19 protein-coding genes are annotated in these 20,716 nt (G+C 71.7%); 13 read left to right on the top strand and 6 right to left on the bottom strand.

Annotated elements, in window-relative coordinates:
* Positions 1-37 precede the first annotated feature (37 nt).
* Positions 38-451 carry a hypothetical protein gene (locus OG875_RS00185; protein WP_330172133.1) on the bottom strand — a complete coding sequence of 138 codons (414 nt, stop codon included), beginning with the start codon at positions 449-451 and terminating at the stop codon, positions 38-40.
* A 224-nt stretch (positions 452-675) separates the two neighbouring features.
* On the opposite strand from OG875_RS00185, the gene OG875_RS00180 reads away from it, so the two are divergent.
* Positions 676-846: a hypothetical protein gene (locus tag OG875_RS00180; RefSeq protein WP_330172132.1), complete on the top strand. Its 171-nt coding sequence runs from the start codon at positions 676-678 to the stop codon at positions 844-846.
* 64 nt (positions 847-910) lie between these two features.
* On the opposite strand, the gene OG875_RS00175 is transcribed toward OG875_RS00180, so the two are convergent.
* Both OG875_RS00175 and OG875_RS00170 read right to left on the bottom strand, forming a co-directional pair.
* A complete protein-coding gene (locus tag OG875_RS00175) occupies positions 911-1,687 on the bottom strand; it encodes a class F sortase (protein WP_330172131.1) in 777 nt (258 codons plus the stop codon).
* A gap of 57 nt (positions 1,688-1,744) precedes the next feature.
* Positions 1,745-2,623 (bottom strand): hypothetical protein, encoded by an 879-nt coding sequence (locus tag OG875_RS00170; protein WP_330172130.1) that lies wholly within the window; start codon positions 2,621-2,623, stop codon positions 1,745-1,747.
* Between the two features lie 696 nt (positions 2,624-3,319).
* Here OG875_RS00170 and OG875_RS00165 point away from each other — a divergent pair.
* The 5 genes from OG875_RS00165 to OG875_RS00145 all read left to right on the top strand — a co-directional run bounded on the left by OG875_RS00165 (position 3,320) and on the right by OG875_RS00145 (position 8,912).
* Entirely contained in the window at positions 3,320-4,894 is a 1,575-nt protein-coding gene (locus tag OG875_RS00165; RefSeq protein WP_330172129.1) for a DUF4331 domain-containing protein, read from the top strand.
* A gap of 183 nt (positions 4,895-5,077) precedes the next feature.
* Entirely contained in the window at positions 5,078-5,416 is a 339-nt protein-coding gene (locus OG875_RS00160; protein WP_330172128.1) for a hypothetical protein, read from the top strand.
* A 77-nt stretch (positions 5,417-5,493) separates the two neighbouring features.
* Positions 5,494-7,473, top strand: a complete 1,980-nt coding sequence (locus OG875_RS00155; protein ID WP_330172127.1) for an ABC transporter ATP-binding protein — start codon at positions 5,494-5,496, stop codon at positions 7,471-7,473.
* A gap of 309 nt (positions 7,474-7,782) precedes the next feature.
* A complete protein-coding gene (locus OG875_RS00150; protein ID WP_330172126.1) occupies positions 7,783-7,995 on the top strand; it encodes a hypothetical protein in 213 nt (70 codons plus the stop codon).
* A gap of 425 nt (positions 7,996-8,420) precedes the next feature.
* Entirely contained in the window at positions 8,421-8,912 is a 492-nt protein-coding gene (locus tag OG875_RS00145) for a hypothetical protein (RefSeq protein WP_330172125.1), read from the top strand.
* On the opposite strand, the gene OG875_RS00140 is transcribed toward OG875_RS00145, so the two are convergent.
* Positions 8,876-10,042 carry an acyltransferase family protein gene (locus OG875_RS00140; RefSeq protein ID WP_330172124.1) on the bottom strand — a complete coding sequence of 389 codons (1,167 nt, stop codon included), beginning with the start codon at positions 10,040-10,042 and terminating at the stop codon, positions 8,876-8,878. The two genes, OG875_RS00145 and OG875_RS00140, sit on opposite strands and share 37 nt — an antisense overlap.
* A 587-nt stretch (positions 10,043-10,629) precedes the next feature.
* On the opposite strand from OG875_RS00140, the gene OG875_RS00135 reads away from it, so the two are divergent.
* The 3 genes from OG875_RS00135 (at position 10,630) to OG875_RS00125 (ending at position 13,114) form a co-directional block, all read left to right on the top strand.
* Positions 10,630-11,295, top strand: a complete 666-nt coding sequence (locus OG875_RS00135; protein WP_330172123.1) for a DUF4097 family beta strand repeat-containing protein — start codon at positions 10,630-10,632, stop codon at positions 11,293-11,295.
* Positions 11,296-11,360: 65 nt separating this feature from the next.
* Positions 11,361-12,326 carry an ATP-binding cassette domain-containing protein gene (locus OG875_RS00130; RefSeq protein ID WP_330172122.1) on the top strand — a complete coding sequence of 322 codons (966 nt, stop codon included), beginning with the start codon at positions 11,361-11,363 and terminating at the stop codon, positions 12,324-12,326.
* Positions 12,323-13,114, top strand: coding sequence for an ABC transporter permease (locus OG875_RS00125; protein WP_330172121.1), 792 nt, complete (start codon positions 12,323-12,325; stop codon positions 13,112-13,114). The genes OG875_RS00130 and OG875_RS00125 overlap by 4 nt, the downstream gene beginning before the upstream one ends.
* A 758-nt stretch (positions 13,115-13,872) precedes the next feature.
* On the opposite strand, the gene OG875_RS00120 is transcribed toward OG875_RS00125, so the two are convergent.
* Positions 13,873-14,535, bottom strand: a complete 663-nt coding sequence (locus OG875_RS00120) for a DUF4097 family beta strand repeat-containing protein (protein WP_330172120.1) — start codon at positions 14,533-14,535, stop codon at positions 13,873-13,875.
* A 226-nt stretch (positions 14,536-14,761) separates the two neighbouring features.
* On the opposite strand from OG875_RS00120, the gene OG875_RS00115 reads away from it, so the two are divergent.
* From OG875_RS00115 to OG875_RS00100, 4 genes are all read left to right on the top strand, one after another.
* Entirely contained in the window at positions 14,762-15,505 is a 744-nt protein-coding gene (locus OG875_RS00115; RefSeq protein ID WP_330172119.1) for a helix-turn-helix domain-containing protein, read from the top strand.
* A 204-nt stretch (positions 15,506-15,709) separates the two neighbouring features.
* Positions 15,710-18,043, top strand: a complete 2,334-nt coding sequence (tap, locus tag OG875_RS00110) for a telomere-associated protein Tap (RefSeq protein WP_330172118.1) — start codon at positions 15,710-15,712, stop codon at positions 18,041-18,043.
* 6 nt (positions 18,044-18,049) lie between these two features.
* Positions 18,050-18,607: a telomere-protecting terminal protein Tpg gene (gene tpg / locus OG875_RS00105; RefSeq protein WP_330172117.1), complete on the top strand. Its 558-nt coding sequence runs from the start codon at positions 18,050-18,052 to the stop codon at positions 18,605-18,607.
* Between the two features lie 230 nt (positions 18,608-18,837).
* Positions 18,838-19,698 carry an SDR family NAD(P)-dependent oxidoreductase gene (locus OG875_RS00100; protein WP_330172116.1) on the top strand — a complete coding sequence of 287 codons (861 nt, stop codon included), beginning with the start codon at positions 18,838-18,840 and terminating at the stop codon, positions 19,696-19,698.
* A gap of 99 nt (positions 19,699-19,797) precedes the next feature.
* On the opposite strand, the gene OG875_RS00095 is transcribed toward OG875_RS00100, so the two are convergent.
* Positions 19,798-20,514, bottom strand: a complete 717-nt coding sequence (locus tag OG875_RS00095) for an alpha/beta fold hydrolase (protein WP_330172115.1) — start codon at positions 20,512-20,514, stop codon at positions 19,798-19,800.
* Between the last annotated feature and the right edge of the window lie 202 nt (positions 20,515-20,716).

The raw sequence follows: 20,716 nt of genomic DNA, 5'->3' as shown, positions 1-20,716 counted from the left end.
CGTGAACGTACCGGCCGGGGCCGGGTACTCGGCCTTCTCACGACTCCCGCGCACCGGTCCGGTGTTCATCCGGTGGGGACTCCCGTGTCGGCCGCTCTCGCCGAGGGACCGGCCGGGAGCCGGACGCGGCGGTCCGGCGTCGGTCCTCGTGCCTGCTCCGCCACCGGGCGGGAAGGTCGCGTGCCGCGAGGGTGTCGGGGTGGTCCGGACCCCGTACCCGCTCGCAGTGGGCGAGCAGATCGGCGAACGCGGTCGCCGTGCCGACCGTGTCCCCGTTCAGCCCGTGGAGCACGGTGAGATCCTTACGGGCGGTCAGACTGTCGGGACCGTCCGGCTCCTGCACCCGCTTCAGGACCTGGCCCGGTACGGCGCCGCCGCCGTACGCGACGGCCGCCCGCAGTCGCTCCGCCTCGACGCGGTGCCGGCAGGACCGCGCCCGGGAGGGGATCACCCCGACCTGGTGCGGCCACGCGGCGAGCTCCCGGGGCGCGGCGTGGTAGCTGACACGACCGGCGCTGCCGACGGCCGCACCGTGGTGGCCGGCATGGACCGTGCCCGTTTCCGGCGAACCGGTGCCGGGGGACGGGGATGGCGATGCGGGGCTTGGCGCGGCGGCCGGTCCGTTCAGCCCTGGGACGGAACCGGCACCTGAGGGCGGCCGAGGTGGGCTCCTCCGTGAATGACACCGGCCGCGATCGGGCCCTGCGCGGCGCGAATGCCCAGGGCGCCGCCGACAGCCAGTCCGCCCTGCCCCGCCGGCACCCCGCCCTCCCGGACCCCGCGCGGTACCTCGCCACCGTCCTCGACCAGGTGCTGGCCGGGCCGGTCGCGATGCCGAACCCCTGACGCGTACCCCCTCCGCACTCGGGCGCTGCGCACTCGGCGGTGGCACGGTCCGCGCGCGGTTCCCTCAGGCCCCTTCGCCCGGACCGGGCGCGGACGGGTGGCTGCCGGTGAGGGTCGCGTACACGACCACGTTGTCCGCGTAGCGGCGGTCGGCCTCGGAGAAGTCGCCGCCGCAGGTGATCAGACGCAGCCCGGCGTGGTCGAGATTGCGGTAGACCTCGACCGTGGGGAACGCGTCCTTCGGATACGTCCGTACCCGGTCGACCGTGAACTCGGCGGTCGTGCCGTCCTCCCGCGCCACCTCCACCGTGTCCCCGGGGTCGATCCTGGCCAGGTCGAAGAACACGGTGGGCGCGCCGTTCCAGGTCACATGACCGGCGATGACCGACGGGCCGTTGGCGCCCGGCGCGGGTCCGGGGTGGTACCAGCCGGCCTTGTCCGGGTCCTCGGGCGTCTCCATGGCGCGGTTCTTGTCGAGCCCGAGCCGCTCCAGCCCGGAGTCCACCTTCAGTGAGGGGATCACGACGCGTACGGGATCGGACGCGGGCAGCGCGGCGGCGGCCGTACGCCCGCCGGGCTCCCGCGGCCGGGCGGAGCCGCTCGACCCGGGGGCCGAATCCCCCGTCGGCGGACCGCCCTTGTCGACCGCCCTCGGCGGCGCGGGATGCTGCTCACCGCCCGTTCCCCGGGCCAGCAGCAGGCCGCCGACCGCGAGCAGGACCGGGATCGTGACGATCAGCACCGTACGGCGACCGATGCGGCGTCCGGCACGGCGTTCCGTTCGGTGCCCCGTACGGTCTCCGCCTCCGCCGCCGTCTCCAGCGGCGTTCGACTCACTCATGCGTGGCTTCCCGTCTCCCCGTCTCCCTGTTTCCCCGGCTCTCCGCCACCGGCCCGGTCAGGCGCGCCGGTCGGAGCCCGAAGACGCGGTCCGGGTACGCCGGTTGACCGCGAACAGCCCACCCGCCGCGAGGATCGCCGCCGCGCCACCGGCGACCATGCCGGTCGTCCCGGCACCCGGCCCGCCGGACGTGCCGGTCTCGACACCGCCCACCGGCATGGAGCCCACGGCCGCGCCCTCGACCATGCCGCAGTCGGCGGGTGCGGTGGCCTCCTGCGGGAGCTTCGGGTCCAACTCGCTCTTTCCGGCGCCGAAGTCGTAGGCGCCGTCGTCGTTGCGGTCGATGCCGTGCTGCACGATGTGCAGATCCCTGAAGTGGTCGACCACGTCCTGCGAGACGTCGATCGTGCGCGAGTAGGTGAGCTTGCCGTCCTTGTCGGCGACCGGCATGCGGTCGACGGCGAGTCCGCTGTCCTTGGACGTGTCGCCCTTCGTCGTCAGGGAGATGTTGATGTCGCCGTACTGCGGCAGGCCCTCCGCCGTACTGACGATGCCGTCGCCGTCCTTGTCCGCGCTCGCGTCGGGGCAGCGGAAGTCGTGGCCGTCGGTGGAACCGTGGATGTGCTGCGCGTGCGGCTGACCCGGTACCAGTCCGGTGGCCTCGATCTTCACCGTCAGCTTCCGGTCGTCGAAGCTGATCAGCGCGGCGCCCGTGGCACCGGAGTCGTTCAGCGACTCCAGATCGATCTGGTACGCCTCGTCCTTGGCCGGAGCCTCGGTCAGAGTCTGGGCCGAGGCCGAGTTCCCGCCATGTCCCGCGTGTTCACCCTGTTCGCCGGCCGCGCCGCTCGCGAGAGCGGGCACGGCCGCGACGAGCGTGAGAGCGGCGGGCAGGGTGAGAAGGGCCGTGAACCGGGCGGTGCGCTGACGTATCACTGTGATGCATCCCCTTTGCGGTCGCGAGACATCCGGTGCATCTCGTCGTCGCTGGGCATTCGGTGACCTCGGGGTCGCGGATTGGTCCCGACTGCGGCGATCTGTTCCCAGATGCGATCCGCCCGGCTCCGTCCGAGTCCGCCGCCCGACTCCGCCGCCCGACTCGTCGCGGCTCCGCGCGGCGATCAGAACCGGCGGCGCCCGTACCGGTGACGCCCGCCGGCCCGCGTACCGGCGACGACCACCGGCGGTGAGCGCGTTCCGCCCGTCGCGCCGAAGTACGAGCCCACGGAGCCGTGACGGGGGAGCCGGGCCCGCCGCCGCGGCGATCGCCCTCGCGGCACTGATCGGCCTAACGCGTCCGTGCGTGTCGCGGCGCGTTCTTCCGGCCCGTCCTCAACCGCCCGCCACCTGCGGTTTCGTCCCGAACTCGCGGTCGCCGAAACCGTCGGTCCGGACTAAATCGGCAACTGACCCCGGTTTCTCATGCTTTTCTGCGTTCTGCGTACCGGCCTTCCGGTGCGCGGTGCTCCCGGATCTGCGAAGGCCCTCGCTCCGGTGCCCGCGTGGCAGCCGCATGTACACGCACGGCGTTCGGCCGACGAGCCGGAGACCACCACCTTCACCTGAACCCCGTCCTCCGCCGCGCGGCCCGACCGCGCCCCGGGAGACGCGTTCGCGCACGAGAGGAACACCTTGAAGACGACCCGCACCCGGCCGCGTTCACGGCGCACGCTCGATCAGTCGCTGATCGTCCTGGGCACCGGCGCCCTCGCCACCGGACTGGCCGTGCTGACCCTCGCGCCCGGCATCGGCGCCGCGTCCAGCCACCGGGAGGCGCCGATGATCGCCGGCGACCCGAGGGCCGACAACACGGACGTGTACGCGTTCACCAGCCCGGACCGCGCCGACACCGTGACCCTGGTGGCGAACTGGATCCCGTTCGAGGAGCCCAACGGCGGTCCGAACTTCTACGCGTTCGCGGACGACGCCCGCTACCACGTCAAGATCGACAACACCGGTGACGGCCGCGCCGACGTCACGTACACCTGGCGCTTCCGCAACCATGTGCGCGACGCCGAGAACCAGTTCCTCTACAACACGGGGCCGGTCCGCAGGATCGACGACCCGAACCTCAACTTCCGTCAGACGTACGACCTGACGGTCACCGAGGGCGGGCGCACCCGCACCCTGCTGCGCGGCGCCCCCGTCGCTCCCTCCCGCGTCGGCAAGGCGTCGATGCCCGACTACGGCACCCTGCGCGCCCAGGCCGTCCGCCCGGTGCCCGGCGGTGCCAAGGCGTTCGCCGGCCAGACGGAGGACCCGTTCTTCGCCGATCTGCGGGTCTTCGACCTGCTGTACGGCGGTGACCTCAGCGAACGCGGCCAGGACACCCTCGCCGGCTACAACGTCAACTCGGTCGCCCTCCAGGTGCCCAAGAAGTCCCTGGCCCTGCGCGGCAACGCGACCCGCAACCCCGTCGTCGGCGTCTGGTCCACCACGGACCGCGAGGGCGCGGACGTCATGGGGGGCAACGCGCGGCGCACCAAGGACGGATGGCGGCAGGTCTCGCGCCTCGGCAACCCGCTGGTCAACGAGGTCGTCGTACCGCTCAAGTACAAGGACGCCTTCAACTCGATCTCACCCGACCAGGACCGCACCGTGCAGCCCGTCGTCGACAAGGTCTACGACCCGATCCTGCCGAAGCTGATCCAGCAGGTGTACGGCATCCCCGCGCCCAAGACACCCCGCGACGACCTCGCGGAGATCTATCTGACCGGTATCTGCAAGGCGTGCGGGCCGATCAAGGCGGACCTGAACGCGCACCGGCTCAACAAGGACGCCGACCCGCGGCAGATCTTCCCGGCCGAGGAACTGCGGCTCAACATGGGCGTCGCGCCCGCCGCGAAGCCGCAGCGGCTCGGTGTGCTCGCCGGTGACCTGGCCGGCTTCCCCAACGGACGACGCCTGGCCGACGACGTGATCGACATCTCGCTCCAGGCCGTCGAGGGCGCCGCGCAGACCGGCACGCTCGTCCCCGCGCTGGCGGCGGGCGACAAGGTGGACACCAACGACGTCGGCTTCGGGAGGACCTTCCCGTACCTGGCGCTCCCGAGCACCACGAAGTCGGGCGTGAAGAACCGGGCGGCCGACACCGACCGGGCGTCCACCGCCATGAACCCCACCAACGCCGCCGCCGTCGGCGGCATCGGCGCCCTGCTGCTCGGCGTCGGCGGCTTCCGCCTGCGCCGCCGCGGGAACACGGCCTGACCACCGGCCGGGCGGGGGCACACCCCGCCCGGCCGCCGTACGCGGCTCGCGACGGCCGTCCACGAGCCGCCCCCCGCGCCGTACGACCCGCGTGTCGCGGCAGAACAGGCGGACCGCTGAGGTTTCCCGGCGGCAGGCCGTGGGCGACAATGTCCGCACGCACGGGGGAGCGGGGGAGGCACCATGGTCCGCGGCGGCGCGAAGGCGTGGTGGGCGTGGCTCGGCTTGTGGTTGGCAGGCGCCCTGGTGGTGTCGCTCGTCCTCTCGTTCCTGTGCTCGCTGGTGCTCTTCGGCCTGCCCCACGGCGCGGAGACGGCGATGTCCTGGGAGGACAACGTATTGCGCTGGTCGTGGGTCGCTCGTTTCCTCATCCCGGCGGCGCTCGTCGCCTGTGCGGTCGTCTACTTCTCGTGGCGCGCGTCGGCCGGGGGTCGTGATCCGTACGGGCCTTCGCCGCCCATGGACGGCGGTCGCGATCCGTACGGGCCCCGGCCGCCCACGAGGGGCGGCCCGCACCGGTGAGACCCGGGGACGCCTCCGGGACGGGTGACGGGAACACGGCTTGACCTGAAGGTTGGTTGAGGTTCTACGTTCCTCCCATGAGTATGGAGTCCACGGCCTGGACGCAGTTGCACAACGTCATGAACGCCAGCCCCGAGCGCAGACCGTTCGCCCGCGCCACCCTTCGCAGAATCGCCGGCTTCGCCCGGCCGCACCGCCGCCGCATCATTCAGTTCGTCCTGCTCGGGGTCGCCACCGCACTGCTCGCGGTGGCGACCCCCGTCCTCGCGGGCCGTGTTGTCGACGCGATCGTGTCCGGCGGTGACGAGCGGCTCGTGGTCCGCCTCGCGCTGCTCATCGCGGTCATCGCCGTCGCCGAGGCAGGCCTCGGCCTCCTCGGACGCCGGCTCTCCGCCACCCTGGGCGAGGGGCTGATCCTGGACCTGCGGATCGCGGTCTTCGACCACGTCCAGCGCATGCCCGTCGCCTTCTTCACCCGTACCCGCACCGGAGCCCTGGTCAGCCGGCTCAACAACGACGTGATCGGTGCGCAGCGCGCCTTCAGCAACACACTCTCCGGTGTCGTCAGCAATGTGGTGACGCTCGTGCTGACCCTCGCCGTGATGCTCACACTCTCCTGGCGCATCACCCTCCTCGCGCTCGTCCTGCTGCCGGTGTTCGTGGTGCCCGCGCGCCGGATGGGCTCGCACATGGCGAGGCTCCAGCGGGAAGCGGCCGACCTGAACGCCGCGATGGGCAACCGGATGACCGAGCGGTTCTCGGCACCGGGCGCGACCCTGATCAAGCTGTTCGGGCGGCCGTCCGACGAGTCGGCCGAATTCGCGGCACGGGCCCGCCGGGTGCGCGACATCGGGATCCGTACGGCCATGGCCCAGTCCACGTTCCTCACCGCGCTGACCCTCGTCTCCGCCCTGGCCCTGGCGCTCGTCTACGGGCTCGGCGGCACCTACGCCCTGCGCGGCAGCCTCGACCCCGGTTCGGTGGTCGCGCTCTCCCTGCTCCTCGTCCGCCTCTACGCGCCGCTGACCGCACTCGCCGGCGCGCGCGTCGAGGTGATGAGCGCCCTGGTCAGCTTCGAGCGGGTCTTCGAAATCCTCAGCCTCAAGCCCCTCATCGAGGAGCGGCCCGACGCGCGGCAGGTGCCCGACGGGCCGGTCTCCGTCGAGTTCGACGCCGTACGTTTCGCCTACCCCTCGGCCGACAAGGTCTCCCTGGCCTCGCTGGAAGAGGTCGCCACGCTCGACGCCCGCGGCGGCGCCGAGGTCCTCCACGGCATCTCGTTCCGGGCCGAGCCCGGCCGGACGGTCGCCCTCGTCGGCACCTCCGGAGCGGGCAAGTCGACCGTCGCACAACTGATGGCCCGGCTCTACGACACCGACGCGGGCGCCGTCCGTATCGGCGGGGTGGACGTACGCGACCTGTCGGCCGAGTCCCTCCGCACCACCCTGGGCATGGTCACCCAGGACGGTCACCTCTTCCACGAGTCCATCCGCGCCAACCTGCTGCTCGCGCGGCCCGAAGCCACCGACGACGAGCTGTGGGACGTCCTGCGCCGGGCCCGCCTCGGCACTCTGGTCCAGTCCTTGCCCGACGGGCTCGCCACCGTCGTCGGCGAACGCGGCTACCGCCTCTCCGGCGGGGAACGCCAGCGCATGACCATCGCCCGGCTGCTCCTCGCCCGCCACCGTGTCGTGATCCTCGACGAGGCGACCGCGCATCTCGACAACACCTCCGAGGCCGCGGTCCAGGCGGCGCTCGCCGAAGCGTTGGAGGGCCGGACCGCCGTCGTGATCGCGCACCGCCTGTCCACCGTCCGGGCCGCCGATCTGATCCTCGTGGTCGAGGACGGCCGGATCGTGGAACGGGGTACGCACGAAGAACTCCTGGGTGCGGAGGGGCGGTACGCGGAGCTGCACCGCACGCAGTTCGAGGGCGGGGACGCGGCGGAAGGCGCCACGCACGACCGGGATCCGGGCAGGCCGGGGCCCTGTGACGTTCCGTCCGGTCCGGAGCTCGGCGCGGGCGTCACCACGGGCAGCGCGCCCGCGACCGGGTAGTACGGGCGGCAGGCGGGTCCGATGACGGCCGCGAGGGCATCGGCGCCTGGGATCAGCCGTGCTGCCGTACCGCCCGTCGGGAAGGCCGCCGCCCGCACCGTCGTCACCGCACGGCTCGTCCCGCCACGCCGGCCGTGTGCCGGGGGCCGCCGTGTGGGTCTTCCCGTCGCTCGGCTTCGGCCAGATGTGGGAGACACGTCGGGAGCCGGGCGCCGAATCCGGCCATCGGCGCCCGGACGTCTTGCCCGGGGTTGTCCGCCCGTGTGAGGTTGCGTCAGGCAGGAGACCGGACCAAAGGGGGAGAATCGTATGCGTACCAGAATCTGGGCCGTGGGCGTCGCGCTGGGGGCCGTCGTGCTCGCCGGCGGCGCCGTCGCGGCACCCGCGTCGGCCGCGTCGGCGCCCGTCCTCGTGGGGTACTACGACACCATCGAGGAGTGCTTCGAGGTGGGCCAGACGCAGGTCGGCGAGCACGCCTGCGTCCGCACCGGCGCCAGGTGGGCGCTGTACGTCTACCCGTAACCGGCGGGAGCCCGTCGCGGACCCGCGCACCTCGGACGGCCGGGCCGCCCGGCGCGGACCGGCTCCACACCACGCTCGTGGTGTGGAGCCGGCCCGCCGCGCCGGCAGGGGAGTTCGACCGTTGAGGACACGGCAGCGCCACCGAGCGCCGGGCCGTGCAAGGCGTCCGGCGAACACGCGGTGATCGCCGGCGTCGACCCGACCATTCCAGCGGGCGTCCGCTGCGCCCTCGCCGAGCCCCATCGCGCCCGCCGGACCACCACCGGCGTACCGTCCCGGCGCACCACCGACCACGTGCGCGACCGCCGGTGACCCGGGGCCGCACCCCCCGGACATCGGGCACACGCGTGAGGCGCTCTTCGCGCAGGGCGGCACTACTGTCGTCGTCGGGCGTCATCGAGCCGCCCCGCGCAAAGGGGCGAACCGTGAAGCGCATCGCGTGCCGTGTCCTCCTGCTGCTCCTGACCGCGTGCGGAAACGGTGCGACGTCCGACGACGCGGGCCCGTCCGGGAAACCACCGGGCGGTACGTCGGCGGCCGAGGCCCCGGCGGCGGAAGGAAACCCGGTCGACGGCGAGGCGTTCTGCGCCTTCCTCGAAGCGACCGCGCCCCGGCTCAAGGCGGTGGGAGCCCCCGCCGGCGCGAAGGCCGACTTCGCGGTCGAACCGGCGAACTGGATCGGTGAGCACCCGGAGCAGGGGCCGCGCACGGCGCAGGACCTGGACGACGTGTCGCAGACGAGCTGCCCGGAGACGCGGGCGGAAGTCGTGGCCTCCATGGGGGCCACGGGCTTCACCGAGGCCCTGGGCCGACGCCCGAGAAAAGCCACCCCCGTGGACACCCCGCGGTTCACGGCGTTCCACCCCGAGCTGCCCACCCGTCAGGCGCGGGCCCGCGCGCCCACCCGGACCGCCTGAGCCGTCATCGTGCGCTTGAGACGAGGGCCGAACGGCTCCTCCACCAGCCGGTGCAGCAGCCAGGCGATCACCAGCATGGTCCCGACCGAGGCGATCAGGGTCACCGCCGGCGCGACCCCCAGACGCCGGTGGAGCACGGTGATCGCGAACCAGCCCAGATGTTCGTGCACCAGATAGAACGGGTAGGTCAGCGCCCCCGCGAAGGTCAGCCAGCGCCAGTCGGCCCGGCGCAGCCAGCCCAGCGCCACGGCCGCCACCGACACATAGGCGAAGGTGACGATCAGCAGGATCACCAGCGGCGAGCGCTGCTGGAAGACGTTGACCGCCTCCGGGTTCCAGAGGCCGATCAGGGCGTAACGCTGACCGAGAAGCCAACTGGTCGCGACGATCCCCCAGAGCAGCAGATCCCCGCCGTACCGGTGGATCAGGTAGAGCGCGAGCCCGCCGACGAAGAAGGGCGCGTACTCCGGCATCACGATCTCGTCGACGAGTGGGCTGTCCGTGACCCCCGCGAGCGCTCCGGCCACCGTCCACAGACAGCAGAAGATCACCACCCGCCGGTAGGTCACGCCCTTCCACACCACGAACAGCGCGAAGAGCAGGTAGAAGCGGGCCTCCACCCAGAGCGTCCAGCACACACCGAGCACCCGGTCCGCGCCGACCGGCTGCTGAAGCATGGTCAGATTGACCAGCACCTCGTCCGGCCGGAGCGGCGGCAGCACCGACGGCATCAGCACGCAGGCCGCGGTGACCACCACGATCGCCGCCCAGTACGCGGGATAGAGCCGCGACACCCGGGAGCGGAAGAAGTCCCCGAGCGAACGCCCCCAGCTGCTCATGCAGATGACGAAGCCGCTGATCACGAAGAACACCTGGACACCCAGGCAGCCGTAGACGGCCAGCGCGGACAGGTCCGGGAAGAGTTCCTTCGGCGACCGGCCCCATGCCTCGGTGACCTTCCCGCCCCGGCCCGCGTAGTGGTACAGACAGACCATCAGGGCGGCGAGGATACGCAGTCCGTCGAGCGCGCGCATACGGTCGCGGACCGGCGCGGCGGGCGGAGCGGGGGCCACCGGGGCGGCGGGCGGGAGCACCGGACCGGGTACGGGGGCCGGGATCACTCGAGTCATTCCGTCATTTCTGTCCGGGACGCCGCGCGGCGACAGCCGGCGGCACGGGAACCCTGGGCCCTGTTCCGGCGGATCGTCGCGGACCCCGCGACGCCTGGCACCACGCCTCGCCGTGTCGTCGGAGCGGCCCGCGTACATGCGATACGGGACCGGCTCCGCCTTGCGTCACGCGGCGTCGGAGGCCGCGGGCCGATCCACGGAGACCGGCCGGACAGACCCTAGGCCGCGCCCGGTGAACGGGGTGACCCCCACCGGGTGAACAGTGGCCGGGCACCGGTCGGCCCGGCGGTGAACGGCCGCCGGAGCCGGGCGCTGCGACCCGCCGTCCCGGGCCCCGGCAGCGCGGACGCCTTCGGCCTCCTCGCCCGCGCCGTCTCCGGCATAGCGTTCACCTTCATGTCACTGCAACGAGCGAGTGGGATTCGTTGCGTTAGTTTCAAATCCATTGCAACTCTTTCATGGCTTCTAGCTGCGAGCATGCTCATCTCTCGCAACAAGAGTGTTGCTGCATCTTCAAATGCAACGTAGCGTTTGCGTTGTCGGAAACGAAGAACGCGACGACGAAGAACGCGACGAAGGAGAACCCCATGCAGACGTTCGACACCCCCACCCCGGTCCCGGTCGTCCTGGACATCCCCGCAGGACACATCCGCCTCGTCGCCGGCGACCGGGCCGACACCACGGTCGAGGTCCTGCCGGCCGACGCCTCGAACAGCCGCGACGTCAAGGCCGCCGAGGAGACCACCGTCGGCTACGGCGAAGGCGTCCTGCGGATCGAGCGCCCGCCGGCGAAGAACCGGATCCTCGGCAGCTCCGGATTCGTCCGGGTGACCGTCCACCTGCCCGCCGGCTCCCCCGTGGAGGCGAAGACGGCCAGTGCCGAACTGCGAGGCGTCGGGCGCCTCGGCGACATCGACTTCGAGGGCGCACAGGGCTCGGTCACGCTCGAAGGCACCGGGAGCGCCCGCCTCACCCTCCTCGCCGGCGACATCGAGATCGGCCGTCTCGACGGCCCCGCCGAGATCAGCACCCAGCAGGGCGACATCCGGATCACCGAAGCCACCCACGGCAGGGTCGTCCTGCGCACCGAGGCCGGCCAACTCTCGGTCGGCGCGGCCCGGGAGGCCTCCGCCGCGCTGGACGCCCGCACCGACCACGGCCGGATCAGCAACAGCCTGAGAAACAACGGCACCACCACCCTCGACATCCGTGCCACCACCTCCTACGGCGACATCACCGCCCGCAGCCTCTGACACCCGCGGACACCGCGGACACCGCGGACACCGCGGACACCACAGACCCCGAAGGAGCACTCCTCATGACCGACCTGGCGATCGCGGCGCACGGGCTGCGCAAGTCCTACGGCGACAAGACCGTCCTCGACGGCGTCGACCTGACCGTTCCCACCGGTACCGTCTTCGCCCTGCTCGGCCCCAACGGTGCCGGCAAGACCACCGCCGTGAAGATCCTCTCCACCCTCGTCACCGCCGACGCCGGGGACGTGCGCGTCGCCGGACACGACCTGGCCGAGGACCCGCAGGCCGTACGCCGCGCGATCGGGGTGACCGGGCAGTTCTCGGCGGTCGACGGCCTGATCACCGGCGAGGAGAACATGCTCCTCATGGCCGACCTGCACCACCTGACCAAGTCCGAGGGGCGGCGGGCCGCCGCCGAACTCCTGGAGCGCTTCGACCTGGCCGACGCCGCGAAGAAGCCCGCCTCCACCTACTCCGGCGGCATGAAACGCCGCCTGGACATCGCCATGACCCTGGTCGGCGACCCCCGCATCATCTTCCTCGACGAGCCCACCACCGGCCTCGACCCCCGCTCCCGCCACACCATGTGGCAGATCATCCGCGGCCTGGTCGCCCGCGGCGTCACCGTCTTCCTCACCACCCAGTACCTGGACGAGGCCGACGAACTCGCCGACCGCATCGCCGTGCTCAACAACGGAAGGATCGCCGCCCAGGGCACCGCCGAGGAACTCAAACGGCTCATCCCCGGCGGGCACGTACGCCTCCGCTTCACCGACCCGTCCACGTACCGGTCCGCCGCCACCACCCTGCCCGACGCCGTCCACGACGACGAGGCACTCGCCCTCCAGATCCCCAGCGACGGCAGCCAGCGCGCCCTGCGCACCCTCCTCGACCGGCTCGACACGGCCGGCATCGAGGCTGACGAACTCAACCTGCACACCCCCGACCTCGACGACGTCTTCTTCGCCCTCACCGGCACCGCCGTACCCGCCCAGAAGAACAACCAGGCCGAGGAGGCCGTCCGATGAGCTCCCTGTCCCTCGCCGTACGCGACTCGACCACCATGCTGCGCCGCAACCTCCTGCACGCCCGGCGCTACCCCTCCCTCACCCTGAACCTGCTGCTCACCCCGATCATGCTGCTCCTGCTCTTCGTCTACATCTTCGGCGACGCGATGAGCGCGGGCATCAACGGAGGCGTCCCCGACCGCTCCGCGTACATCGCCTACCTCGTTCCCGGCCTCCTCCTGATGACCATCGGCAGCACCGTCATCGGGACGGCGGTGTCCGTATCCACCGACATGAGCGAGGGCATCATCGCCCGCTTCCGCACGATGGCCATCCATCGCGGTTCGGTGATCGTCGGACACGTCATCGGCAGCGTCCTTCAGTCGGTCGCCAGCGTCGTCCTCGTGGGCCTCGTCGCCGTCGCCATCGGTTTCCGTTCCACCGACGCCTCCGCCCTCGAATGGCTCGCCGCGTTCGGCCTCCTCGTCCTCTTCGCCCTGGCGCTGACCTGGATCGCGGTCGGCATGGGCCTGGTCAGCCCGAACGCGGAGGCCGCCAGCAACAACGCCATGCCCATGATCCTTCTGCCGCTCCTCTCCAGCGCCTTCACCCCCACCGAGTCCATGCCCGGCTGGTTCCGGCCCGTCGCCGAATACCAGCCCTTCACCCCGGCCATCGAGACCCTGCGCGGGCTTCTTCTGGGCACCGGGATCGGCCACCATGGATGGATCGCTCTCGCCTGGTGCCTCGGCCTCACGGTGCTCGGCTACCGCTGGTCCACCTCGACGTTCAACCGCGACCCCAAGTAACGGCACGGCACCGTGCACCGCTCGCCTCCGGGCGGCGTACCCCGACACACCACGTCGGCGTACGCCGCCCCGTTCGCGTGCGGGGCGAATCCGTAGTCGGCTCCCGGCTCCCGGGGCTCGGGGACGACCGCCGCGACGGGGGACGATGCCGTGGAGAGTGTCGGCGGAGGGGTCTCGACCCGGGCGACCCGGGACCCGGGCGACGTGGCGGTGGCCCAAGTCTGTTCGTACGTCGGCGTGTTGGGCGTGTTCGCCGTGTACCAGGCGCGGTGACGCTCGGAGTTGGCGTGGGTGCGGGGGCGGGGTGCTACGCGGTCGGCTCCGGCCACACCGGTGCTCCGCCGTCCGCGAGCCCCGTCAAGGGCCGGGTGGGACAGCCGGGTTGGTCGGCTCCCGTACGGAGGGGCCGGACGGCCACGAACATCGCACCGTCCACCGCGCCCCCGTCCGTCCCGTCACGGAGGACGCCGGTGGGCGGGGGAGCGGCGCCGGTTTCGCCGTACGGCGCCGGGCGGCACGCCGTACTCGCTGCCGCGCACTCACTCCCGTCGACCGCGCGTGCCCGGTGTGCCGCGTCGATCACCAACTGATGGCCCGCGTCGGTCATCCGCCTCGACCATGAGTTGCGGGGGACACGGACTCCACGCGCGGCACGGCCGGTTGGCCGCGCACGCCCCACATGCCGCCGATGGTCGGAGGGGTCCGCGCAGATCGGCGGGATACTCCCGGGGGCCGCGGATGCCGGAGGTGACGGTGCGTCAGAGACTGTGCGCGGTGATGTCGCCGTGGGAGGTGGTGGCGCGGATGTCGAGGGTGATGGTGCCGTCGTTCCGCAGCGCGTTGCTGATCCGGCCGTACGGCGTGCCGGCGTCCAGTGACGCGGAGACGCCCCGGGCGGCACCGACCGAGATGTCGCCCTGCTGGGTGCGCAGCGTGACCGTACCGCCCATGGCCTCGGTGATCCGGATGTCGCCCCGCTGAGTGGTGATCTCCGCCGGGCCGCTCAGGCGGCCGACCTCGACCGTGCCCTCGTGGGCGGTGAGTTGGACACTCGCGGCCTCGTCGATCTTGATCTGCCGGTAGGCGCCGTCGAAGACCACGTCACCGAGTCGCCCGACGCCCCGGAACTCGGTGGCGCCCGCCTTCCCCTCGACCCGGGAGCCGGTGGGCACCCGGACCGTCACCTCGACCGATCCGGAAGCACCGATGTACTGGTTCTTCACCGGGACGTCGATCCGCAGGACACCGTCGCCGCACTCGACCGTGGCCTGCTCCGCGGCCTTGACGTCACGGCTCTTCGAGGCGTTCATGGGCAGGACCTCGACCACGGTGTCGGCCCGATCGGCGGCGATGATCTGGACCCGCCCCGTGGGGACGTCGACGACGGCGGTGATCGGGGTGGGGGTGTCGAACTTCCGCATCACGCACTCCTGATGATGACCTGTAGTTTCCGGCATGAGAAATGCTACGTTGCGTTCGCTGATGCGACAACGATCCAGTTGCGTCTGATCAACGTATCCACAGATAGATCCCACTCACTCGTTGCAGGCAATTCAACCGCAACGCAACATCGAAGGCCGTCATTGTTGCAATGGAGTGAGGGTGAACGCTATGTTGGGCGCCCCGCGAAGATCGAAGGAGGCCGCGATGCCGGGAGGCAGGCTCACCCAGAAGGACCGCCAGCAGATCGCACTGGGACTGGCCGACGGCCTCGCCTACGCGGAGATCGCCAGGGGACTCGACCGGCCGACGTCGACGGTGACGCGTGAGGTGATGCGCAACGGCGGTCCCACCGGGTACCGCGCGGACCTGGCCCACCGCGCCACGGAACAGCGTGCCCACCGGCGCAAGCCCGCCGCGTCCCGTACTTCGGAACCGGCCCTCCAGCCGCACGGGCGAGACCCGGAGGCCGTCGCCGCGTACGAGGAGCAGTTCACCACGGTCATGATGCGGTCGGGCCTGCCCAAGATGATGGCCCGGGTCATGGTCGCCCTGCTCATGACCGACGCCGGCAGCCTGACGGCGGCCGAGCTCGCCCAGCGCCTCCAGGTCAGCCCGGCGACGATCTCCAAGTCGATCACCTTCCTGGAGAGCCAGACCCTCGTCCGCAGGGAACGCGACGAACGCCGCCGCGAGCGCTACGCCGTCGACGGCGACCTCTGGTACCAGTCGATGATCGCCAGCGTCCAGTCCCTCGTCCAGCAGGTCGAGATCGCACGTGAGGGTGTCGGCGTCCTCGGCTCCGGCACCCCGGCCGCCGTCCGCCTGGAGAATGTCGCCCGCTTCCTCGACTTCGTCGCCGAGAGCCTCGCCCGAGCGGCGGAACAGGCCCGCGAGGTCCTCAACACGAAAGCCGAGACGCCCCCGGACACCACCGACACCCCGGGTTAGGACGGATGACGGACAGCCGGTCCACTCCACCGCGGACCGGCACTGACGGACATCCGCGGGAGCGCCCGCCCCTGGACCACGTCCCGGCCTTAGACCACGCACTCCGCCCCCACTGCACTCGTACGCGACCCGTACGGCGTTCGTACGGTCGACGTGCGCGATGTGTACGTTTCGTGGAGTAGGGTGCGGGCCGGGAGGTGTTCCATGTCCGAGTTGTTCGACGCGGTCGACGCGCTGCTCGCGTCCCGCGCCGCGCTGCCGCCCCCGGCGGAGCGCAAGCGGCTGCGTGCCGCGCACGGGCTGACGATCGACGAGGTGGCCACCGCGCTGAAGGTCCGGCGGGCCACGGTGTCGGGCTGGGAGTCCGGCAAGACCGAGCCCCGGCCCCCGGAACGCGACGCCTACGCGCGGCTGCTGGAGAAGCTCGCGGAGCTCTACCCCGCCCCGGCCGACCCGGTGCTGCCCACCCCGGCTTCGGACGCCGTACCACCGGCCCCCGTCACCGCCGCGCCCGCCCCGTCGGCGGCGCGGACCCCGGCCACGACCACCGACCCGACGCCCGAAGCCGGGGCTGCGCCCACGCCCACGCCCACGCCCGCACCCGAGAACACCCGGCCCCCTGCCCCCGCGCCCGTCACTGCCCCTCCCGCCGCCTCTCCCCTTCCCCCCGCTCCTGTCGCCGCCGGCGACCCGGCGCCCGCAGCGCGTCCGGTGCGCACCGCCAAGGCGGCGTCGGTGTCGACGTCCGGCCGCCCGGTCACGCGAAAGGCGGCCCCGGCCGCCGGCCCGGAGGCCGACACGGACCCCCGGTTCGAGAACGGTCCGCTCGCGGTCGTCGACGTCGGCGCCGACGGGAAGACGCTCGCCTACTGCACCGGCGGCCTGGTCCTGGACGTGCCCGCCAAGTCCCTGCCGTCCCTGGTGGACTGGACGCTCACGGAGGCGAGGCTCGGGCAGCCCAAGCTGTCCGGGCCGGGCAAGCCGGCCGACCCGCTGATCGTGCTCACCCGGGCCGCGCTGGAGCGCTACGGCCTCCCGGCCACGCTCACGGAGGAGGAGCGGACCGCCGGGCGGATCCCGGAGACCCACAAGGTCGTCAGGCAATTGACCCGCGCCGACTGGCGGCTCACCAAGCGCGGCTTCGGGCCGTGGGCGCGGATCTACCGCCCGGCCCAGGGCTCGGAACGCCGGTGCGTGCAGCTGTGCGTCCCGTCGTGGGACGCGCTGGACACGCGGCACTGGGGCCACGCCGGGCAGTTGCCACCGGCGGAACTCGCCCGTGTGCTGGGCGTGTACGCGGCCCGGGTGATGACCCCGCGCGGCTCGACCGCCGTCACCGGCCTGGAACTGATGACCGCTCTGCACCCGCCGACCCACGCCGTACGGGACGAAACGACCGGTGTTTTCCGGCAGGCCGACGGCAAGACCCCGGGCTCGCTGGGCGTGGATCCGGTGGACTGCGCACCGTGCGAGGCCCCGGACGGGCACCCGCTCCTGGCTGACCTGCCGCGCTTCCACGTCCGCGGCCCCGGCGAGAAGCTGTTCGAGGAGGCGTACGACTGGGCGCGTCCGCTCACCGACGACGAGTGCCTGCGCCGCAACCTCGTCGGGATCGACGTGAACATGGCCTTCGCGGCCGGTGCGAACGGGCTGCCTGTCGGTCTCGGTGCGCCGACGCACGTGACGAACCCGGTGTTCGACCCGAAACTCCCCGGCTCGTGGCTGGTCGACCTGTCGCACATCGACCTGTCCCGGGCGAAGGTCGGCAAGGAGTGGGTGGAGCTGAACGGCACGCTGCTGCCGAGCCCGTTCACGCCGAAGGGCGCCCGCCCGGAGGGCCCGGCCTGGTACGCGACACCCACGGTGGCGTACGCGGTGGAGCTCGGCTACGAGGTGCGGCCGGTCGAGGCGTACGTCCGCAACGAGTCCGGCCGTTACCTGGACGGCTGGTACAACCGGCTGCGCGACGCCTACCTGACCACGATGGCCGACCTCGGCGTCGGCGTCGACCTGTCGCCGGCCGACTTCCTGGCGGCGATGGACGGCCACCGCGGCCGTGACCCGGAGCTGGCGATCGTGGTGTCCGCCGTCAAGGCCACTGTGAAGGGCGGCCTGGGCAAGCTGCGGGAACGCCCGCGCGGCGAGGGGTGGAAGCCGGGCCGGCCGTGGCGGGCGCTGTCCCGTCCGACGTGGCGGCCGGACATCCGCGCGGCGGTCATCTCCCGCACCCGGATCAACCTGCACCGGAAGATCGTCAAGCACGCGGCGTTCACCGGGCAGTACCCGGTCGCGGTCCTCTCCGACTGCGTCGTGTACGCGGCCGACGGCGAGAGCCCGCTGGACTTCCTGCCGTACCGGGAGGGCAAGCCGTTGCCCGGCGGCTTCAAACTCGGCGTCAATCCCGGCCTGGTGAAGCACGAGGGCACCCAGAGCGTGCTGTGGGGCGAGGGCGTACGGGAGCGGTTCGACGCCCCTGAGCTCAATCTCGCCCGGTACATCAAGGACGGCACCGTCACCGAGCAGGACAACGGGGAGTAGCGGACGATGAGCATCATCGGGGACGGCCTGGACGCCGCGGTGCGGAAGGCGTTCACCCGGCCCGTGCCGAAAAGCGCGGGCGCGCGGATGCGGTACCTGGTCAAGCAGTTGGGCAGCACGCGGGCGGTCGCGCAGATGCTGCGCGTGTCCCAGCGCACCGTCGAGCGGTACGTGAAGGACCAGATCAGAAAGCCCCGCCCCGACCTCGCCGCCCGCCTGGAGCACGAGGTGAAGAAGCGGTGGCAGCCGCAGATCCGGGCCAGGGCCAGGAAGAGGGCGGCGAGCACCGACGGCATCGTCATCGACACCCGCGCCCGTCTCGGCTACACCGCGCCGATCGGGTCGACGGACCAGAACCGGATCCGGCACCTCACCGTCGCCCTGCCGCCCCATCACGCCGCCCGCCTCTTCGAGGCCCAGGAGCAGGGCGCGTCGGACCAGCGGCTTCAGGAGATCGCGGCCGAAGCCCTGAAGGAGACCTACTTCCAGGACGGCGGACGCCGCGCCGGCTCTCTCGAAGAGGTGCGCTTCACCGACATCGAGCATCTGGAATTCGACCTGTAGGCCCGTCGAAGAACAAACCTGGCGAGCGGCCGTCGGCGCATTGAGGTGGGGAGGCCGGGGCGCACGACAGTCGGCATGACGGGATCGAACGCTCGTGTGACACTGATGAGTGGGGAAATCCGAGGGGTGACGGAGTGACGGCGCACTCACGGCCGAGGCATATTCCGGCGCCCCCCACGAGTCACTGTCGCATTCCGTTTCAGCGAGCGAGCGCGAAGCGAGGACACGCCATGACGGGACAGCTCGCCGGAAAGACCGCCCTCGTCACCGGGGCGAGCCGAGGAATAGGCCGGGGAATCGCTCAGCGCCTGGCCCGGGACGGGGCACGTGTGGCGGTGCACTACGGAAGCAGCACGGAAGAAGCACGGAAGACTGTCGAGCTGATCGAAGCGGCCGGAGGCCAGGCGTTCTCGCTGAGGTCCGAATTCGGAAAGCCGGGCGACGCCGAAACCCTGTGGTCCGCGTTCGACGAACAGGCTTCCGAAGTCGACGTGTTGGTCAACAACGCGGGAACCTCGGCCCCCGTACCGGGAAGCATCGACGATGTCGGCCCGGCCGACTTCGACCGCCTCGTGGCGATCAATCTCAAGGCGCCCTTCTACGTGACCAAACTCGCGCTGGAAAGAATGCGGGACGGCGGTCGCGTCATCAACGTGACGTCGGCGTCCGCGTATATGGCCCATCCGCGGCAGATCGTATATTCCATGGCCAAGGCCGCCCTGATGCAGTTCACCCAGTCTCTTGCCTGGGGCGATCTCGCACTGCGCGGCATCACGGTCAACGCGGTGGCACCCGGTTTTGTCGAAACGGAACTCTCCAGTTGGCACAAGGACGTTGCCACCAGACAACGGCTCGCCACTTTGAACACCGCCCGGCGACTCGGAGTTCCCGCCGACGTCGCGGACGTAGTGGCCTTTCTCGCCACCGACGACTCACGATTCATCAACGGACAGTCGCTGGATGTCAGCGGCGGCCTGATGCTCGGTGGACCGGCACTCACTCTCCAAGAGCCCTGGGCCCCGGCCGGTTCAGCCCCACCCGGTTCAGCCCCACCCGGTTCAGCCCCACCCGGCTCAGCCGCACCCGGTTAGGCCTCCGGCGAGGACCCGGACCGTCGCTGACGCGGGTCGCCGTTCCACGTACGATCCGCTGCCCGAGTACCGGCCGACGAGGACCCGACCCGCACGCCGTCAATGGTTCAGGATCGCCTCGGCGAGCTCGTCGGGGTGGGTCAGCAGACCCTCGTGGGTTCCCGGAATCATCAGGGGTTCCAGGCCCAGCCGCGCCGCGAACTCCGCGCCGGGCCGGGGCAGCGCGTGGTCGTCCTCGCCGAGGATGTAGAGCGCGGGAATGCCGAGTTCGGTCACCGTGGGAACGTCGAGGGCGTCCAGGAAGTAGTTGCCCGGCTGCGGCGTCAGCAGTTCCGCCACCACGCGCTGCGTCTCCTCTTCGGCGTCCGGCATGAAGATGCCCTGGACGAATTGGAGACTGGGCGGGATCGCCCGCGTCGGGGAGGCGTCGATGAGCCCGCGCAGCATCGCCGCGGCCTCCGGAGGATTGTCGTCCAGCAGCGACCTGCCCCGCACCGGGATCTGCGCCGCGTAGAGGACGACCTTCGCCACCCTGTCCGACAGGCGGTGCGCCGCACCGGCCGCCGGGTAGCCGCCCCAGCTGTGTGCGACCAGGACCACGTCGGTGACGGCCAGTCTCCCGACCTCGGACACCACGTGCTCCACCGCGTCCACGAGCCCGATTCCCGAAGGATCGTCGCCGTCCCCCAAACCGGGAAGAGTGAGGCAGACCGCGCGATGCCCGGCGGCCCGCAGCCTCTCCGCCACCGGGCGCCAGGACCACCCGCCGTGCCAGGCGCCCGGGATCAGCACGTACGTGGAACCTGTTCCGCTCACCACGGATCCTCACTCGTCGAAGGCCACCCATGGTGACCCGTGAGCGGCCCGTACAGCGGGATCCGGCTCACCCGCACGTGTCGGCCCGGTTCCCGGTGCCCCGCCGTCGACGAGGAAGCCGCGGCCACCGTCACGAGCGACCAGAATGGGCTTCCGCGGACCACGGCCGTGACGCCCCGCACTCGCGTCACACACACTCGAA

This window comes from Streptomyces sp. NBC_01498, assembly GCF_036327775.1.
GTDB lineage: Bacteria > Actinomycetota > Actinomycetes > Streptomycetales > Streptomycetaceae > Streptomyces.
Note: the sequence above shows the minus strand (reverse complement) of the source record. Positions and strands in the feature narration are given on the sequence as shown.

Coding starts and splice junctions, on each gene's coding strand:
- OG875_RS00155 (WP_330172127.1), top strand. CDS start 5,494: ATGAGTATGGAGTCCACGGCCTGGACGCAGTTGCACAACGTCATGAAC.
- tap (WP_330172118.1), top strand. CDS start 15,710: ATGTCCGAGTTGTTCGACGCGGTCGACGCGCTGCTCGCGTCCCGCGCC.
- OG875_RS00125 (WP_330172121.1), top strand. CDS start 12,323: ATGAGCTCCCTGTCCCTCGCCGTACGCGACTCGACCACCATGCTGCGC.
- tpg (WP_330172117.1), top strand. CDS start 18,050: ATGAGCATCATCGGGGACGGCCTGGACGCCGCGGTGCGGAAGGCGTTC.
- OG875_RS00150 (WP_330172126.1), top strand. CDS start 7,783: ATGCGTACCAGAATCTGGGCCGTGGGCGTCGCGCTGGGGGCCGTCGTG.
- OG875_RS00120 (WP_330172120.1), bottom strand. CDS start 14,535: ATGCGGAAGTTCGACACCCCCACCCCGATCACCGCCGTCGTCGACGTC.
- OG875_RS00115 (WP_330172119.1), top strand. CDS start 14,762: ATGCCGGGAGGCAGGCTCACCCAGAAGGACCGCCAGCAGATCGCACTG.
- OG875_RS00160 (WP_330172128.1), top strand. CDS start 5,078: ATGGTCCGCGGCGGCGCGAAGGCGTGGTGGGCGTGGCTCGGCTTGTGG.
- OG875_RS00135 (WP_330172123.1), top strand. CDS start 10,630: ATGCAGACGTTCGACACCCCCACCCCGGTCCCGGTCGTCCTGGACATC.
- OG875_RS00175 (WP_330172131.1), bottom strand. CDS start 1,687: ATGAGTGAGTCGAACGCCGCTGGAGACGGCGGCGGAGGCGGAGACCGT.
- OG875_RS00130 (WP_330172122.1), top strand. CDS start 11,361: ATGACCGACCTGGCGATCGCGGCGCACGGGCTGCGCAAGTCCTACGGC.
- OG875_RS00140 (WP_330172124.1), bottom strand. CDS start 10,042: ATGACTCGAGTGATCCCGGCCCCCGTACCCGGTCCGGTGCTCCCGCCC.
- OG875_RS00100 (WP_330172116.1), top strand. CDS start 18,838: ATGACGGGACAGCTCGCCGGAAAGACCGCCCTCGTCACCGGGGCGAGC.